The sequence below is a fragment of the Salinigranum rubrum genome (assembly GCF_002906575.1).
GTDB lineage: Archaea > Halobacteriota > Halobacteria > Halobacteriales > Haloferacaceae > Salinigranum > Salinigranum rubrum.
In genome coordinates this window covers 2,499,622-2,515,112 of sequence record NZ_CP026309.1, presented here as the reverse complement: position 1 = coordinate 2,515,112, position 15,491 = coordinate 2,499,622, and the positions used below count along the sequence as shown (strand labels likewise).

The window sequence follows — 15,491 nt, the reverse complement described above, 5'->3', positions numbered from 1 at the left end:
CGCCGCGAGTGTGTCATACGGTCTGTCGCACCCGTGTCCCGGTCGTCGCCGGGGCGGCGACAGCCGGGACTGACTCGCGACAGGCCGTCTCAGTCCCGCGAGGGGACTTTCGTCACCAGTTGCGCCGTGTCGACGATGTTGTGCGTCTTCAACAGCACCTCTGCGGCCTCGCGGACCGTGACGTCGGTGTCGAACGCGACGCCGTGACACCGGGTGTAGAGCGAGAGGTAGTCGTTCGTCGCCCGGTGGAGCAGTCGAAGTTCACGGGCGGAGAACTCGACGTCCCAGGCGGCGGTCCGGGCCTCGATGTACAGCGCGACGACGTCGCCGAAGCCGTCGCGGGCGTACTCCAGCGCCCGCTGTTCGTCGGTCTCCCCCGTGAACTCGAACGTCTCGCGCTCGTGGCGGGCCGCCTCGGCCAGGTCGGCGATGCGGGGGTAGTACCCCGAGTGGCGTTCGCGCTCGCCGTCCTCTTCGGTCGAGTCCAGGTCGCTCATCCCTGCGTGAACTCCACGCCCTTCCCGCCGCGGGGGTGGACCCACGTCGTGTCCGCGACGACGGCGCAGGTGCCGCACTCGACGCAGGGCTGGGTGTCGAGCGACACCACCTTCTCCTCGTGGCCGTTCGTTCGAATCGTCTCCTCGCGGTAGCAGCCCCCGCCGAAGTCGCGCGCCGAGACCGGACACGAGTAGACGGCCGCGCCCGACGCCTCGATGGAGTTGTCCTCGACGACGATGTGGGGGTTGCCGATGTCGGTGTTGTACGAGAGGTTGCCGATGCGTTCTTCGAGAGACGGCGGCTCGACGTGGCTCTCGCCCCGGACGGGCGTTCCCAGTTCCTCGGCGATGACGGTGGGGAGCGTGACGTACGGCGTCCGCGTGTCGGGTATCATCGACGTCAGGAACGGCGAGTTGTACAGCGTCTCGATGCGCGAGCCCAGGAGACGAACCCCGAACCGTCCGAGCGGCGAGTCGACCACGTCGTCGACCACCCCTGCGAAGGGCTCGCGCTCGCCCAGCGAGCCGAGCAGGTCGTACTGCTTCGGCCGGAGCTTCTTCATCACGCCCTCGTCGCGGAGCTTCTTCGCGTAGAGCGGTCCCGCCTTCCCCGGCGAGCCACGCGCCCGCGACTCCGCGAACGCCTCCGCGGCGAGCGCCCCGGCCGACACGGCGTGGTTCATGCCCTTGATGATGGGCCCCTGTGCCTGCATCTGCCCGGCGGCGTCGCCCACGAGCACGAGGTTGTCCCGATACGGCTCACGGAGGGCGACCTTCTTGGAGTCGGGAACCAGTTTCGCGGAGTACTCCCGTTCGTGGTACTCGTCGCCGAGCCACTGCGCGAGGAGCGGGTGGGTGAGCAGGGCGTCCAAGAGTTGGTGTGACTCCAGTTCCTCCTCGACGATGCTGTCGAGGTGGAACACGGTGCCCAGCGAGAGCGAGTCCTCGTTCGTGTAGAGGAAGCCGCCCCCGCGGGCCTCGTCGAAGAGGTCGCCCGAGAAGAGGTGCGCCACGCCCTCCTCGTCGGCGATGTCGAACCGCTCGTTCACTTCCTCGCTGTCCATGTCCACCACGGCCTTCACGCCCTGGAACCACTCTTCGGGGCGCTCCCAGTCCATCAGCCCCGCCTGCCGGGCGAGTTCGGAGTTGACGCCGTCGGCGGCGACGATCAGGTCGGCGCGAATCGGGTCGAGTTCGTCACACGTCACGCCGACGATTTCGCCGTCTTCCTCCAGGAGGCCGTTCACGTGTACTTCGGTGAGGAGACCGCCGCCAGCCTCGCTGGTACGCTCGTGGACCTGCTCGGCGAGCCACGAGTCCATCTTCCTTCGAAGCACGGAGTCGGACCACTCGGTGTCCGACTCGTGGAGGTCGGTGAGGTCGAACGACTCGACCTTCGTCCCGGCGACGTTGTGGATGTAGTACTTCGTGATGGGCCGCTCCGCCGCCTCCTCGCGGAAGCCGTCGAAGATGCGGTCGATGGTGTACGGCGCGCTCTCCTCGGCGTAGATGAGCCCTCCCGAGACGTTCTTCGACCCCGCGTCGACGCCGCGTTCGAGGACGAGCGTCTCGACCCCGTAGGAGGCGAGGGTTGCCGCCGCGGCCGCCCCGCCGGGACCCGCCCCGACGACGACCGCCTCGTAGTGTTCGTACTCTGCGCCCGGGTCCGCCTCTGTCGTGTCCGTGTTTGCGCTACTCATCGTCGGCACCTCCGGTTTCGTCCGCGGTTCCCGCCGCCGTTCCGCCGTCGATTCGTCTGCCCCCATCGGCGACCGCACCGACGTCGAGTTTGCCGGTCTTCACCGCCTCCGTGAGTCGGGGCAGCACCTCGAAGAGGTCGCCCTCGACGAAGTAGTCCGACCAGTCCTTGATGCGGGCGTCGGTGTCAGTGTTGATGGCGACGATGGTTTCGGACTCGTCGCAGCCGACCTTGTGCTGGACGGCGCCGGAGACGCCGGCGGCGATGTACAACTGTGGCTGGATGACCTGTCCGGTCTCACCGATCTGTCGCTCCTCGTGGGTGTACTGCTCGACGTGGCCGTCGAACTGGAACGACCCGGTGACGATGCCGCGGGTGACGCCGACGTCGCTACTCTCGAACGCGTTCGCGAGTTCGAGCGCGAGTTCGACTCCCTTCGTCGGGTCGGCGCTGATGCCCCTCCCGACGCAGACGACCACGTCGTTGCCCGAGAGGTCCACCCCCGAATCGAGCTGTTCGAACTCGGTCACGGAAACGCGGAACCAGCCGTCGTCGAGCGGCAGGTCGTGTTCGACGATTTCGCCCGTTCTCTCCGAGTCGGGGTCGGGAACCTCGAAGCTCCCCGGGATGACCGAGCCACCCTGCGGGTGGAACTCGCGGTGGGGGTTGTCCAGACAGAGGATGGTCGAGTACTCGAAGCCCGAGAAGTCCGGGCGCTTCATGTGGAGGACGCGCTCGAACGTCTTCTTCGTCCCGGGCTCGCCGGTCTTCACCGGGTTGGAGATGACCGTGTCCTCGATGTACAGCCCCGAGCAGTCCGAGGCCAGTCCGGAGTCGAGTTCGGCCTGGACTTGCGCGGAGAGGTCGCGGCCGTTGTTCGTCGCCGGGAACAGCACGTACCGCGGCTCGTCGTAGTCGCGCCACTCCTCTGCTTCTTTCTCCCGGCCGAACCGGTGGTCGGCGGCGCGGGCCATGTCGCAGAATATCTCGGTGAACGGCTTGTGCTGGAACCTCGATAGGCGCTCGTCCTCCTGGTAGACGACCACGTCGGCGCCGAGTGCGACGCACTCTTCGGTGTGTTTCTCGACGTCGTCGCCGATGAGCACCGCGACGACTCGCTCGGACTCGTCGTAGTCGTCGTTGTACGCGTCCATCAGTTCGCGGGCCTTCCCGAGCATCTCCCGCGAGACGTCGATCAGCTCCCCGGCCTGCGTCTCACAGTACACCCACATGTCGCGGTACTCGCCGTTCTCCAGCGCGTGGACGTACTGCTTGTCCTCGGTCGGGTGGTCGAGGTCCGGGTGGCGCTCCTCGGGACTCTCCCGCTCGGCGACCTCGCCGTCGTCGTCGCCGCCCTCCAGCGATTCGAGGCGGTTCTCGAACTGTCGGACGATGGTGTCGCGGTTCTTCCCCTCCCGTTCCTCCTCCAAGAGAGAGCGGAGGCGCTCCGTGTCGTCCATCGACTTGATGGCGTTCGCGAGGTCCGCCAGCCCCATCTCGTCGAGGTCGATGTCGCCTCCTGCTTCCTCGTCGTCCTCGGAGAGCTTGTCGATGCGCGACTGGATGAGCGTCTTGACCGGTGGGCGGTCCTCACCCGCTTCTTCGGCGGCGAGCATCTCCGCCAGTTCGTCGGGGTCGTCGATGTCCTTGATCTTCGGGCCGAGTTCGGCGATTTCGTACTCGGTGGGGTCGACCTCCATCGTCAGTCACCCCCCGCCTCGGCGGCTCCCGCACTCGACGCGAACGGTGTCAACTCCTCGACCACCTGCTGCATCGCCTCCGAGTCCCCCGGGTCGACCATCGTCGCCTCGCGCTCGGCGGGCGCTTTGGGGATGGGGTCCACGGAGGAGACGATGGTCGGCGAGCCGTCGAGGCCGATGTAGTCGGGGTCGAGGTTCAAGGCGGCGTGGTTCCAGACGGTGATGTCCTCGTCGTCGTCGAGGGCGGCGGCGCGCTCGCGCGTCTCCGCGCGGAGGGACTTCAGTTCGAGGCGGTCGCGCGCGGTCCGGTACTCCGGCTCGAAGTCGGGGTCGGTGACGATGAACGCGGGGAGGGACACCTCGACCGTCTCGACCTCCTCGATGTCGCCTTCGACGAGTCGCTTCGCGTGGACGCGCCCCTCGTCGGTGTCGATTTCGAGGGCGACGACGTGGGTGACGATGGGCATATCGAGACACCAGCACGTCTGTGGGCCGGTGTGGCCCGTCTCGCCGTCGGCCGTCTTGAACCCCGCGAACACCAGGTCGGGGACGCCCCGCTTCCTGATCGCCGTCGCGAGCGTGATGGCGGTCGCCCACGTGTCGGCGGCGGCCATCTCCCGGTCCGAGACCAGGGTCAGGTCGTCGGCGTACACCGTCTCCATCGCCTCGCGGAGGACGTCCTTGTAGCCCGGCGGCCCCATCGACATCACGGAGACGTTCCCGCCGTGTCGGACCCGGGTCTGCAGCGCCGCCCGGAGCGCGTGCTTGTCGTTCGGGTTCATCACGGTCGGCGTCTTCCCGCGTTCGAGGTGGCCGTTCTCGTCGAACGACACCTGCCCCTCGCGGAAGTCGGGAACGCCTTTCGTCAACACGACAGTGTCAAGTTCTCCCATAGTCTCGCAATCACCTCAGCACGTTTTCGTAATAATCTTTTGGCTCAATTCTCGACTGACACGACTGTCCGAGGGACGGGCGCGTCCGGGGGAACGAACGCGGTCGCTCGTGGGAGGGAGAGAGGTCTCTCACGGGAACGAGAGCGTGGGAAGGACAACGCGGACGAGAACGGAGACAGGGCGAGAAGAGCGGACGAATCGACGCGTCGGCGAGGCGGTGGCTCGGGGCCGGCGGGGTGGTTCGGACCCGGTCGAACGTCGTTCAGTTCGACTCGGCTCGGAGTCGGCTCAGATCCGGCCCGCGCGTCCGGGGTCGACGTCGATGGCGTCGACCGGGCAGACGTCGACACAGAGCATACAGTCGATGCACTGGTCCTCGTGCGTCGGTTCGGCCTTGATCTCCGACTCGGGATGGCCGGGCGTGTCGACCCAGGTGAACACGTCGACCGGGCAGTCCTCCAGGCAGGCGCCGTCGGCGAGACAGATGTCGAAGTCGACGGCGACGTGTGTGCCGTGGATTCCCTGCTTCTCCGGCGGGTCGTACGGGCCCCAGACGGCGACGTCGTCCGCGAAGGCGTCGTCGTCGACCTCTACTCGCTCGCGGTTCGTCTCGAAGTTCGCGTCGATAGCCATGATAGCTACGGGTATGTGACAGGGAGGGCACTTAACTCTTGCACGGGGACGGGTTTTCGTGGGCAGTACGGTGGGTGTACGTCGCAGTCGCGTCGTGAGGAGTCGTCGGCGACGGCGTCGCGGCGAGTGCGGTGACCTGGTGACGAGTGTTCGGTGACGGTGTTTCGAAGCGCGGGGACAGTGTTCCGACGGGTGGGGACAGTGTTCCGACGGATGCAGTGACCGCGCGAGGTCTAATCAGTGAGTCGGCTGGGGAAGAGGTGGCCTCACCGCGCCCGTGCACCGTGCGACCGTCGTGTCGTCTCCTGCTCGTTCTCGTTTCGGCACGCGGCCCCGACGACAGATACGTTCGACTGGGCGTGCGTGTGCGACCTTCGAGCATCGCATCGAGAAACCGCGGAGCCGTCACGGAGTGCACAGCGTTTTCCCCGTCCACGCCCGAGAGACGCGGCACACACGAATGGTCTCCACACTCGCGTGGGTCGCGCTCGCGCTCGCCGCCCTCGGCGTCGTCGGGAGCCTCCTGCCCGCGGTGCCGGGCGCGACGCTCTCGCTCGCCGCCGTCCTCCTCTACTGGTGGTCGACCGGCTACACCGACCCCTCGCTCGTCGTCCTCGTCGGCTTCGCCCTCGTCGCACTCGCCGCCCTCGTCGTCGACGTCGCCGGGAGCGCGCTCGCCGTCCGCGCCGGGGGTGCGTCGCCGCTGACGGCCGCAGTCGCGCTCGTCGCAGGACTCGTCCTCGGCCTCGTCACGGGCCCCCTCGGGTTCGTCGTCGGCGTCGCGGGCGCGGCCTTCGCCGTCGAACTCTACCGCACCGGCGAGTCCGAGGCGAGCGTCCGCGCCGCGCTGTACGCGACGGTCGGCGTCCTCGGCTCCGCCGTCGTCCAAGCGCTTCTCACGCTGTCACTGCTGGTCGCGCTCGCCGTGGTCGTGTTCCTCTGAGGAGTTCCGCCTCCGAGGGGGTTCGAACGCGACGTACGGTGGCATTCACATGCCATCGTAGAGCCGTCGGACGGGGTCAGTTCGGGGAAAACGCGACCGCTCGGACGGGCGAACCGTCCGCGTCGAGCGCGAGCGGATAGGCGTGGAGTTCCACCCGCGACGGAAGCCGTTCGAGCCCGGTCAGGTTCTCGTAAATCAGTCGTCCCGCGCCCAGAATCGCGTGGTGAGCGCCGAACCCCGAGGGCTCGTCCTCGCCCGCGTTCGGGCTCGGCGTCGGGTCGACGTTCAGCGCGTCGGTCGCCACGTGGTAGTCGTGGTCGACACACCACGCGGCGGCCGCTTCGGTGAGAAAGGGGTGGTCGAGGTAGCGGTCGGTCCCCCAGTGGGCGTCCCAGCCCGTGTGGAGGACGAGGAGGTCGGCGTCGGTCGCCCCGGGCAGGTCCGCGACGTCGATCGGTTCGCGGGCACCGCGTCGGACGTCGGCCACCTGCGCGTCGAACCGGAACGCGTCGAGGCCGAAGTCGTCGAGCGTCTCTCCCCCGCGCTCGGTGTGGCTCGGCGCGTCGACGTGGGTGCCCGCGTGGCTCCCCATCGAGAGGGCCGTCACCCGGTAGCCGTCGGCGTCGAAGTCGGCGTGGGGCGCGAGGGCGACGTCGGGGTCGTCGGGATACGTCTGCATCCCCGTCTCGATGGGGTGTGAGAGGTCGTAGGTGGGCATACGTCCGGCTTCTCGTCACGAGAGTTACCTCTTACCGTGTGAACGCACACCACAACGCTTATTTGTCGCATTGCAGAGTGTGGATAACATGTGGCAAAAGGTTACCACCGTTCGGCGTGTCGCGCACGCCGCGCGCTCGGGGACGGGGGGAGAGAATGGTTAGCCAGACCGGCGGCTTCGCGCTCTTGGGGCTCTGGGGCGCGCTGATGATCGGCTTGACGTACTACATCTACCGTCGACAGGGTGTGACCGACACCCGCGAGTTCATCACCGCCGGCGGACGGGCGCAGGTCGGACTCACCACCGCCTCCTTTGCCGTCACGTGGATGTGGGCCGGCGACATCCTCGGCGTCCCGGAGTACGTCGGCTTCGTCGGCGTCGCCGGCATCTGGATGTACGCCGGTCCGGCGGTGCTGTCCTCGTTCGTCGTCATCCCGTTCGCCCTGCGGATGCGCAAACTGTTCCCGCAGGGGCTGACCTACAGCGAGTACTTCATCGAGCGGTTCGACAAGCGCGCACACCTCGCCGTCGTCTTCGTCATCCTCTACACCATGGTCCTCGGCGGCGTCATCCAACTGTACGTCGGCGGGGCGGTCATCGGCGGCCTCACCGGCATCGACACCAACGTCGTGATGGCCGTGCTGATGGGCGTCATCGGCGTCTACATCCTCCTCGGAGGGCTGTGGGGGTCGATGACGACCGACTTCATCCAGTTCATCTCCGCGGTGGTGCTCACGCTCGTGTTCGTCCCCATCCTCCTCTTCGAGGCCGGCGGCCCCGGCGCGGTCTACACCAACATGGTCCAGAACCTGGGTTCGGACGCGCCGGCGTTCCTCTCGATGGCCAACTTCGCGCCCATCGAGGACTTCTTCCTTCCCTACGCGCTCGGCCTGGGCGTCTGGGGCGTCGTCTCGCTCGCGACGTGGCAGCGCATCTTCGCCGTCCGCCGCGACAAGACCTCTCGATTCCTGACCATCGGCGGCATCGGCGTCTTCACCACCATCGCGATGTACGCCGTCATCGGGTTCGTGGGACTGGCGGTGTTCACCGACGTCTCGCCCGGAAACCTCTCGGTGGAGACGCTCTCCCTGCTACCGGAGTGGGCCACCATCGTCTTCTTGCTCGTGACGCTGATGGTGCTCGGGTCGTCGACCGACTCGTACCTCACGGCCATCGCGTCGCTCACCTCCCGCGACATCTACTTTCGACATCTCGACACCGACGCGAGCGACGCGGCCCAACTCCGCGTGGCCCGCGTCGCCAGCATCGGGTTCGCGCTCGTCATCTTCGCCGGCACCGTCTTCGCCATCGACAACGTCGGCTTCATCCAGTTGCTGCTCATCGGCGGCATCGGCGCGTCCGCGCTCGTCGGGCCTTTCGCCCTCTCGCTGTTCTGGCGGAAGGCCTCCTCGGTCGGCTTCATCATCGGCGTGCTCGTCAGCCAGGTCGTCACCGGCTTCCTGCTGGCGTCGTCGACGGGCCTCGTCTCGGGGGGCATCGCGCTCAAACTCTGGGAGATTATGGCCGTCGGCCACCTGGCCTCGACGACGCTGACGCTCGTGGTGAGCCTCCTCGCCCCCGACGACTTCGCGTTCGAGGACATCGCACAGGAGGGCTCGGAGATGCTCGCCGACGGGGGCACGGCGGTCGACGAGGGGCGCGAGACCGAGGGAGGTGACCGCCGATGATGGGACAGACGCTCTTCACGGCGCTCATCGCCCTGTTCTGGGTGGCCGAGTTCGCCTTCGCGGGCGTCGTCGTCTACTGGTTCGTTACCCAGGGGTTCTCCGACGAGGAGAAAGGAGCCGCGAGCGGGGTCAAACCCCTCGAATCGAAGTCGTTCACGCGCACCTCGCTCCTGATGTGGGGCGGCTTCTTCCTCGCCATCGTCCTGCTCATCGTCGTCGGCGCCTGACGGCCTTCCCTCCTACTCGGTCTCGACACCCGCTTCGGCGAGTGCGGCGCGGACGACCGACGCCGGCTCGAACGCGCTGCGGGCGAGGGGTTCGCCGAGCGTCTCCCACGAGTCGACGAGCGACCGCTCGGCGAGCAGCGCCAGCGCCAGTTCGCCGACGCCGCCGTAGGTGAGCGACGCGAAGTCCCAGCTCGGCTCGCCCCGCGGGAACGGGCCGGACTCGCGGGGGCGACGGATGTCGAGGACGCCTCCTAACCGGGCGTTCGTCGCCGCCGCGAGGTCCTCGCCCTCGGCGAACCGTGTCAGGGGGAACTCGCGGTTGTCGACGATCAGGACGCCCGTCGCGTCCGCGAGGGCGGCGTCGACGTCGGTGCGGCCGGCCTCGATGAGGAGGCTCACCACGTCCATCGTCGACCCTTCCCCGCTGAGCGTGTCGATGTACCTGATGACCGTCCCGTCGGCGGGACGGTACTCGACCAGTCCGGCCGTCGTGAGGTTGACGTCGATTCCCCGGGAGAGCAACACCCCGTCGAGGGTGATGCTCGACGGCAGCCTGAGTTCCACGGCGTCGTCGTCGACGCGCGCGGCGACCATCGCCGGACCGAGCGAGGAGCCGCCGAGCGCCTCCAGCGCGTCGAACGCGTCCGGGACGTCGTCGCGGGCGACCCTGGCGGTACACGGGAGGAGTTCGCCCGCGTCCTCCGTCGGGTCGTACGTGACCTGACTCGTGAGCGTCGCGATGCGTTCGCGCACCTGTCGCAACCGCCCGCCCACGTCGCCGCGGTCGAGTTCCGCGTACCCCTCTTGTGTGAGGCGCCGGCCCTTGCCCGGCACCTTCTCCGTGAGGCCCGCCTCGTCGAGGTCCGACAGCATCAGTCGAACCGTCCGGCCCTTGATCTCGTAGCCACGCTGCTGTAGCAGGTCGACGAGGCGGATGCTCCCGATGGGTTCGTTCACCCGGATGAGCCGCAGGAGGTCGTACGTTCGACGGTCGAGGTCCGCGGGCATCGTTGGTCACACCTCTCGGGTGGGGCACATAGGCGTGCTGTTCGCTTCGAGAGGCTCGACGCGCGACCCCGGGTGGTGCGGAATCTCTCTGCCACCGTCCGTCGCCCGCGTCAACCGACTCGGGTAGCTCGGTTCCCGCCGGGGACGACTCCCAGACGCCGCCGCGAAGACGCGAACTGTAGCCCGGTCTGTCGGTCTTTTGCCCTTCGGTCCACCGAGGAGTGGAGTAACCGAATTTTTAATATCCGTTCCGACGGACTCCCCGAGAGGCGGAAGGTATCTTCCACAATGAACGGTGAGACATGATGGACGAACGAACTGAAACGCGCGCCGAGGCGTTCCGCGACCGGACGACGGGAGCGTCGGTCGAACTCCCGTACGCAGGTATCGACACGTTCCTGAAGTCCGAGATACGCTCGCCGAGCGACGTCGAGGGGGCGGACGCCGCCGTGCTCGGCGTGCCGTACGACGGCGCCGTCTCGAACCGCCCCGGCGCGCGGTACGGTCCGGGTGCCATCCGCGAGGCCAGCGCGTGGTGGGCGTACCTCTCGGGCTACAAGGGCGGACTGACGAACATGCGGACCGGCCGAACGGTCGACTTCGACGCGCTCGACCTCGTCGACTGCGGCGACGTTCCCGTCTTCCCGATGGACCGCGAGACCACCGCCGAGAGCATCACCGCCCACGTCGCCACCGTCGCCGCACAGGGGACGATGCCGGTGCTTCTGGGCGGCGACCACTACTGCACCTTCCCGTCGGTGACCGGGTTCGTCGAGGGCGTCGACGCCGACCGGGTCGGCGTCGTCCAGATCGACGCTCACACCGACACGGTGGCGGAGAGCCCCGTCTTCGGCGAGCACTTCCACGGGTCTAGCACGCACCACGTCGCCGATTCCGCGTTCTGTGACTACGAACACGTCGCGCAGGTCGGCATCCGTGGGTACGAGTCGCCGGCGTTCTTCGAGTTCGCCGAGGAGACGGGCCTGTCGCTCTACACGGGAGCGGACATCGAAGAGCGGGGCATCGCCCCCGTCATCGAGGAGGCGGTCGACAGCGTCAGCGAGGGCGCGGATGCGGTCTACGTCACCTTCGACATCGACGCCGTCGACCCGAGCGTCGCTCCCGGGACGGGGACCCCGGAACCCGGCGGGCTCTCCGCCGCCGAGGCGCTGACCGTCATGGAGGTTCTCGGCGCCCGGACGGAGGTGGGGGCGGTCGACCTCATGGAGGTCGCACCGACGTACGACCCCACCGAGGGGACACAGCGACTGGCCGCGTACCTCCTCGTGACGTTTCTCGAACGACAGTTCGCGGCGTGAGCGCGGCTTCCGAACGGCGGTTCGGGAGTACCGACCGACGCCAACGCGTAAAACTATAATCGGCGCCCCTCTGTAGCATCGTATGTACCCGGCCCTCGACGCGATCCGCGTGCTCCACGTCGATGACGAGCCGGAGTTCGCTGCGACCGCCGCGGCCTTCCTCGAACGGACGGACGACCGGTTCGAGATAGAGACCGCCGCGAACGCGACGGAGGGGCTCACACGGCTGTCGGAGCGTCCGTTCGACTGCGTCGTCTCCGACTACGACATGCCCGGTCGGAACGGGCTCGAGTTCCTCGAATCCGTCCGCGAGGAGTATCCCGACCTGCCGTTCGTCCTCTTCACCGGGAAGGGGTCGGAGGAGGTCGCCAGCGAGGCCATCTCGGCGGGCGTCTCCGACTACCTACAGAAGGAGATGGGGACCAGCCAGTACACCCTGCTCGCGAACCGCATCCGCAACGCGGTCGAACAGCACCGGAGCCGGGTGGCGCTCGAAGAGAGCGAGAAGCGGCTCTCGCTGTTCATCGAGCAGTCGCCGCTGGGCGTCGTCGAGTACGACGAGGACTTCGAGATCGTTCGGCTGAACCCCGCCGGCGAGGAGATATTCGGCTACACCGAGGCGGAACTGCGCGGCGAGACGTGGGAGGTGTTCGTGACGGAGCGCAGCTACGAGAACGTCGACGCGGTCACCGACGCGCTCTCGAAGGCGACGGGAGGCTTCCACAGCATCGACGAGAACGTCCGCAAGGACGGGACGCACATCGTCTGCGAGTGGCACAACCGCGTCGTGACCGACGAGCACGGGGAGGTCGTCGCCGTCTTCTCACAGTTTCAGGACATCACCGAGCGCACGGAGCGCGAGCGCGAGTTGGAGTCGATTCGACGGCGACTCGAAGCCATCCTGGAGAACACGACGACGCCGATGTTCATGAAGGACGACCGGGGAGCGTACGTCTTCGTCAACCGCAGTTTCCGGGAGCTGTTCGGCCTCGACGACGAGGAGATCGTCGGACGCACCGACCGCGAACTGTTCGGCGAGTCGGTGGACGAGGAGGTGATGCGGAACGACCGGGCCGTCCTCGAACGGGCCGAACCAGTCGAGACCGAGGAGACGGTTCTCATCGAGGGCGAGGAGCGGGTGTTCCTCTCGACGAAGGTTCCGGTCTACGACACGGGCGACCGCTCGGACCCGGACGACCCCGTCGCGGTGTTCGGCCTCGCGGTCGACATCACCGAGCGCACCGAGCGCGAACGCGAGCTGAAACGCTACGAACGCCTGGTGGCGACGATGCAGGAGGCCGCCTGTATTTACGACGCGGAGGGAAGATTCGAGTTCGTCAACGAGTATCTCGCGGGGTTCTACGGGACGACGCCAGAGGCGCTCGAAGGACGGGAGAGCGGCCTCGTTCCACACATCCGTGCCGAGGGTGACGGGGACCCGTACCAGGAACTCCTCGACGGGGAGCGCGAGGAGTTCGACGGGGAGACCGAGATCGAACTGCGCGGTCGGGGCCCGGAAATCCTCCAGTACACGCTCACGCCGCTCCGCATCGACGGGCGGATAGAGCGCGTCATCGGCGTCGCCCACGAGGTCACGGCGTTCAAGGAACGTGAACGGGAACTCGAACGGAAGAACGAGCGGCTGGACTCGTTCACCCGCGTCGTCTCACACGACCTGCGGAACCCCCTGAGCGTGGCCGACGGACGGCTCGCCCTCGCGATGGACGCGTGCGACAGCGAACACCTCCCGCCCGCCGCACGCGCGGTGCGGCGGAGCCAGGCGCTGGTCGAGGACCTCCTGACGCTCGCGCGCGACGGCGACCGCGCCACGGAGACCACCACGGTCGACCTCGCAGCGCTCGTCTCCGAGTGCTGGGACGCGACCACGAGCGACGCGACCCTTCGCGTCGAGACCGAACGGAGCCTCCGGACCGACGCCAACCGGCTTCGGCAGTTGCTGGAGAACCTCCTCACGAACGCGGTCGACCACGGGGGCACGACGGTGACGGTCGGCGACCTCCCCGACGGCTTTCACGTCAGCGACGACGGCCCCGGCGTCTCTCCCACGGAGCGCGAGCGGGTGTTCGAGGCGGGCTACTCGACATCGAGAGCGGGGATCGGATTCGGCCTCGCCATCGTCCAGGAGGTCGCCGAGGCGCACGGCTGGACGGTGCACGTGACCGACAGCGACGCGGGAGGGGCGCGGTTCGAGGTGCGCGGCGTGGAGACGACGGAGTGAGCGCGTAGAACCCTTCGAGCGTGACAGCGTCCCGTCTCCTTCGCCACCCGCTCGAACTCTGCACTCGCCCGGTTCCCGACAAGACTGATGCCGACGAACCGTCGGACGCTCCGTGGCTCGACTGACGGCACCGAATCGGGGAGACGGTCGGTCGTACTCGTCGTTTTCGCTACGGGTGCGCGAAGTACACCACGCTCTCGTCGCCCGACACGGCCCCGTCCTCGGCGACGTCGTCGACGCGGACGAAACCGATTCGCTCGAACTGCCGTATCTCGTCGACGTCGGCGTCGGCGAAGCCCGGTTCGGCGTCGCCCAGCACGTCGCCGTCCATCGTGCGCAACCGCACGGGCAGTGAGCCGTCGGCGGGGACCCAGTGGATCACGTCCACGTCGCCCTCGCGGACGACGTCGATGTCGTCGCCCGTGAACTCGAACGCGTCACGGGTGTGCCTGACGCAGCCGTACCCCTTCAGCCACACCCGTTTGCCGTTCGGCGGCACGTCGTCGGGTTCGACGAGCACCGCGCCCGCGACGGGGATGTGGCGCCGTCCCCGCTCCTCGTGGTCGGGGTGGACCGGCGGTTCGCCCGCCTCGGGACCGGCGACGACCGCCTTCTCGACGCCGTCGCGGACGAAGAAACACCGGTCGCTCGCGTCGTCGACGATGTCGCGGTTCTTCGCGTAGACGGAGGACATCGAGAGGTCGACGTTCGATGTCGAGGTCCCGAGTTCGACCATCGCGTCGACGACCGCCTCCCCCCTGATACCCCGACGCCGGAGGCTCCCGAGCGTCGGCGCCCGGGGGTCGTCCCAGCCGTCGAGTTCGCCGGCCGCGATCTTCTCCTTCAACGTGGAGGTCGAGAGCTTCACGTCGTAGGCGTCGACGTTGACGTGGCCCCAGTGGATGACTTCCGGGTAGTCCCAGCCGAAGTAGTCGTAGACGAACCGCTGGCGCTTCGCCGAGTCCTGGAGGTCGATGCCGCGGATGATGTGGGTGATGCCGAGGAGGTGGTCGTCGACGCCCGACTGGAAGTCGAGCATCGGCCAGCATCTGTACCCGGAGGCCTCCTCGCGGGGATGGGGCGTATCGATCATCCGGAACGCGACCCAGTCGCGGAGGGCGGGGTTCTTGTGTTCGATGTCCGTCCGGACGCGAAGCACCATCTCGCCCGACGCGTACTCGCCCGCGACCATCGCGGCGAACTCCTCGTGTGTCTCCTCGACCCCCTTGTCCCGGTGCGGGCAGGCCTCCCCGGCGTTCTTCAGTTCGGAGAAGTCCTCTCCCGAACAGGAACAGGTGTACGCGCCGCCGGCGTCGATGAGGTTGCGGGCGTGCTCGTAGTAGGTCTCGACGCGGTCGGAGGCCTTCACCACCTCGTCCGGTTCGAACCCCAGGTAGTCGATGTCGTCGAGGATGGCGTCGTACGCGTCGAGGTCGGGCCGCTTCGTCTCGGGATCGGTGTCGTCGAAACGGACGACGAACGAGCCGTCGTATCGCTGTTTGTACGTGCCGATGACCGCCGGCATCCGGGCGTGGCCGATGTGCCACGGCCCGTTCGGGTTGGGCGCGGCGCGCATCCGCACCTCGTCGTGCGCCTCGACGTTCGGCAACTCGGGCAGGGTGTGTTCCTCGCTTTCCTCGTCGGCGTCGAGTTCCTCGACCAGAGAGGGGTCGAGTTCTTCGAGTCGTGCGCGTCTCTCCTCCGTGTCCATGCCGTTGACCCGCTGGACGACCGGGGCCACCACCCCGGGAACCTCGTCACCGTGCGGTCGGAAGTCGGGGTTCTCGCCCATCAGCGGTCCCATCACGGCGCCGACGTCGGCGTCGCCGTCGTGCTTGAGCGCGTTGAACAGGGCGTGTGCCTCCGCCTCCCGTTCGACGCGCTCGCGGAGTTCGTCTTCCATTGCCTCCTCGTCCGACCGGGGTCG

General features: G+C 67.9%; 13 protein-coding genes. 5 read left to right on the top strand and 8 right to left on the bottom strand.

Translation table 11 applies throughout. The features are described 5' to 3' along the window. Positions 1-89: 89 nt before the first annotated feature. From C2R22_RS12330 to C2R22_RS12310, 5 genes are all read right to left on the bottom strand, one after another. Positions 90-497: a hypothetical protein gene (locus tag C2R22_RS12330; RefSeq protein ID WP_103426017.1), complete on the bottom strand. Its 408-nt coding sequence runs from the start codon at positions 495-497 to the stop codon at positions 90-92. Beyond that, entirely contained in the window at positions 494-2,197 is a 1,704-nt protein-coding gene (locus tag C2R22_RS12325) for an FAD-dependent monooxygenase (protein ID WP_103427663.1), read from the bottom strand. Before C2R22_RS12325 ends, C2R22_RS12330 begins: the two co-directional genes overlap by 4 nt. Beyond that, on the bottom strand, positions 2,190-3,896 hold the full coding sequence (locus tag C2R22_RS12320) for an electron transfer flavoprotein subunit alpha/FixB family protein (RefSeq protein WP_103426016.1): 1,707 nt from the start codon (positions 3,894-3,896) through the stop codon (positions 2,190-2,192). Before C2R22_RS12320 ends, C2R22_RS12325 begins: the two co-directional genes overlap by 8 nt. A 2-nt stretch (positions 3,897-3,898) precedes the next feature. Further along, positions 3,899-4,789 (bottom strand): electron transfer flavoprotein subunit beta/FixA family protein, encoded by an 891-nt coding sequence (locus tag C2R22_RS12315; RefSeq protein WP_103426015.1) that lies wholly within the window; start codon positions 4,787-4,789, stop codon positions 3,899-3,901. A gap of 288 nt (positions 4,790-5,077) precedes the next feature. After that, the gene (locus C2R22_RS12310) at positions 5,078-5,422 is read right to left on the bottom strand and encodes a 4Fe-4S dicluster domain-containing protein (protein ID WP_103426014.1); all 345 of its coding nucleotides are present in this window, start codon (positions 5,420-5,422) and stop codon (positions 5,078-5,080) included. 460 nt (positions 5,423-5,882) lie between these two features. On the opposite strand from C2R22_RS12310, the gene C2R22_RS12305 reads away from it, so the two are divergent. Then, positions 5,883-6,365 carry a DUF456 domain-containing protein gene (locus C2R22_RS12305; protein ID WP_103426013.1) on the top strand — a complete coding sequence of 161 codons (483 nt, stop codon included), beginning with the start codon at positions 5,883-5,885 and terminating at the stop codon, positions 6,363-6,365. 76 nt (positions 6,366-6,441) lie between these two features. On the opposite strand, the gene C2R22_RS12300 is transcribed toward C2R22_RS12305, so the two are convergent. After that, positions 6,442-7,083 carry a cyclase family protein gene (locus C2R22_RS12300; protein WP_103426012.1) on the bottom strand — a complete coding sequence of 214 codons (642 nt, stop codon included), beginning with the start codon at positions 7,081-7,083 and terminating at the stop codon, positions 6,442-6,444. 155 nt (positions 7,084-7,238) lie between these two features. On the opposite strand from C2R22_RS12300, the gene C2R22_RS12295 reads away from it, so the two are divergent. Both C2R22_RS12295 and C2R22_RS12290 read left to right on the top strand, forming a co-directional pair. After that, positions 7,239-8,771, top strand: coding sequence for a sodium:solute symporter family protein (locus tag C2R22_RS12295; RefSeq protein ID WP_103426011.1), 1,533 nt, complete (start codon positions 7,239-7,241; stop codon positions 8,769-8,771). Next, a complete protein-coding gene (locus C2R22_RS12290; protein ID WP_103426010.1) occupies positions 8,768-8,998 on the top strand; it encodes a hypothetical protein in 231 nt (76 codons plus the stop codon). Before C2R22_RS12295 ends, C2R22_RS12290 begins: the two co-directional genes overlap by 4 nt. 12 nt (positions 8,999-9,010) lie before the next feature. Here C2R22_RS12290 and C2R22_RS12285 read toward each other — a convergent pair whose 3' ends face one another. After that, positions 9,011-10,006: a DUF128 domain-containing protein gene (locus tag C2R22_RS12285; protein WP_103426009.1), complete on the bottom strand. Its 996-nt coding sequence runs from the start codon at positions 10,004-10,006 to the stop codon at positions 9,011-9,013. A gap of 305 nt (positions 10,007-10,311) precedes the next feature. On the opposite strand from C2R22_RS12285, the gene speB reads away from it, so the two are divergent. Then, positions 10,312-11,325, top strand: coding sequence for an agmatinase (gene speB / locus C2R22_RS12280; RefSeq protein WP_394342393.1), 1,014 nt, complete (start codon positions 10,312-10,314; stop codon positions 11,323-11,325). An 82-nt stretch (positions 11,326-11,407) separates the two neighbouring features. After that, a complete protein-coding gene (locus tag C2R22_RS12275; protein ID WP_103426007.1) occupies positions 11,408-13,564 on the top strand; it encodes a hybrid sensor histidine kinase/response regulator in 2,157 nt (718 codons plus the stop codon). A gap of 169 nt (positions 13,565-13,733) precedes the next feature. Here the strand turns inward: C2R22_RS12275 and C2R22_RS12270 are convergent, their stop codons facing one another. Then, positions 13,734-15,467: a glutamate--tRNA ligase gene (locus tag C2R22_RS12270; protein ID WP_103426006.1), complete on the bottom strand. Its 1,734-nt coding sequence runs from the start codon at positions 15,465-15,467 to the stop codon at positions 13,734-13,736. Between the last annotated feature and the right edge of the window lie 24 nt (positions 15,468-15,491).

Excerpts from the sequence above, each read along its gene's own strand:
- speB (WP_394342393.1), top strand. The coding sequence starts at position 10,312 with ATGGACGAACGAACTGAAACGCGCGCCGAGGCGTTCCGCGACCGGACG.
- C2R22_RS12315 (WP_103426015.1), bottom strand. The coding sequence starts at position 4,789 with ATGGGAGAACTTGACACTGTCGTGTTGACGAAAGGCGTTCCCGACTTC.
- C2R22_RS12300 (WP_103426012.1), bottom strand. The coding sequence starts at position 7,083 with ATGCCCACCTACGACCTCTCACACCCCATCGAGACGGGGATGCAGACG.
- C2R22_RS12270 (WP_103426006.1), bottom strand. The coding sequence starts at position 15,467 with ATGGAAGACGAACTCCGCGAGCGCGTCGAACGGGAGGCGGAGGCACAC.
- C2R22_RS12330 (WP_103426017.1), bottom strand. The coding sequence starts at position 497 with ATGAGCGACCTGGACTCGACCGAAGAGGACGGCGAGCGCGAACGCCAC.
- C2R22_RS12320 (WP_103426016.1), bottom strand. The coding sequence starts at position 3,896 with ATGGAGGTCGACCCCACCGAGTACGAAATCGCCGAACTCGGCCCGAAG.
- C2R22_RS12290 (WP_103426010.1), top strand. The coding sequence starts at position 8,768 with ATGATGGGACAGACGCTCTTCACGGCGCTCATCGCCCTGTTCTGGGTG.
- C2R22_RS12310 (WP_103426014.1), bottom strand. The coding sequence starts at position 5,422 with ATGGCTATCGACGCGAACTTCGAGACGAACCGCGAGCGAGTAGAGGTC.
- C2R22_RS12295 (WP_103426011.1), top strand. The coding sequence starts at position 7,239 with ATGGTTAGCCAGACCGGCGGCTTCGCGCTCTTGGGGCTCTGGGGCGCG.
- C2R22_RS12325 (WP_103427663.1), bottom strand. The coding sequence starts at position 2,197 with ATGAGTAGCGCAAACACGGACACGACAGAGGCGGACCCGGGCGCAGAG.
- C2R22_RS12305 (WP_103426013.1), top strand. The coding sequence starts at position 5,883 with ATGGTCTCCACACTCGCGTGGGTCGCGCTCGCGCTCGCCGCCCTCGGC.
- C2R22_RS12285 (WP_103426009.1), bottom strand. The coding sequence starts at position 10,006 with ATGCCCGCGGACCTCGACCGTCGAACGTACGACCTCCTGCGGCTCATC.
- C2R22_RS12275 (WP_103426007.1), top strand. The coding sequence starts at position 11,408 with ATGTACCCGGCCCTCGACGCGATCCGCGTGCTCCACGTCGATGACGAG.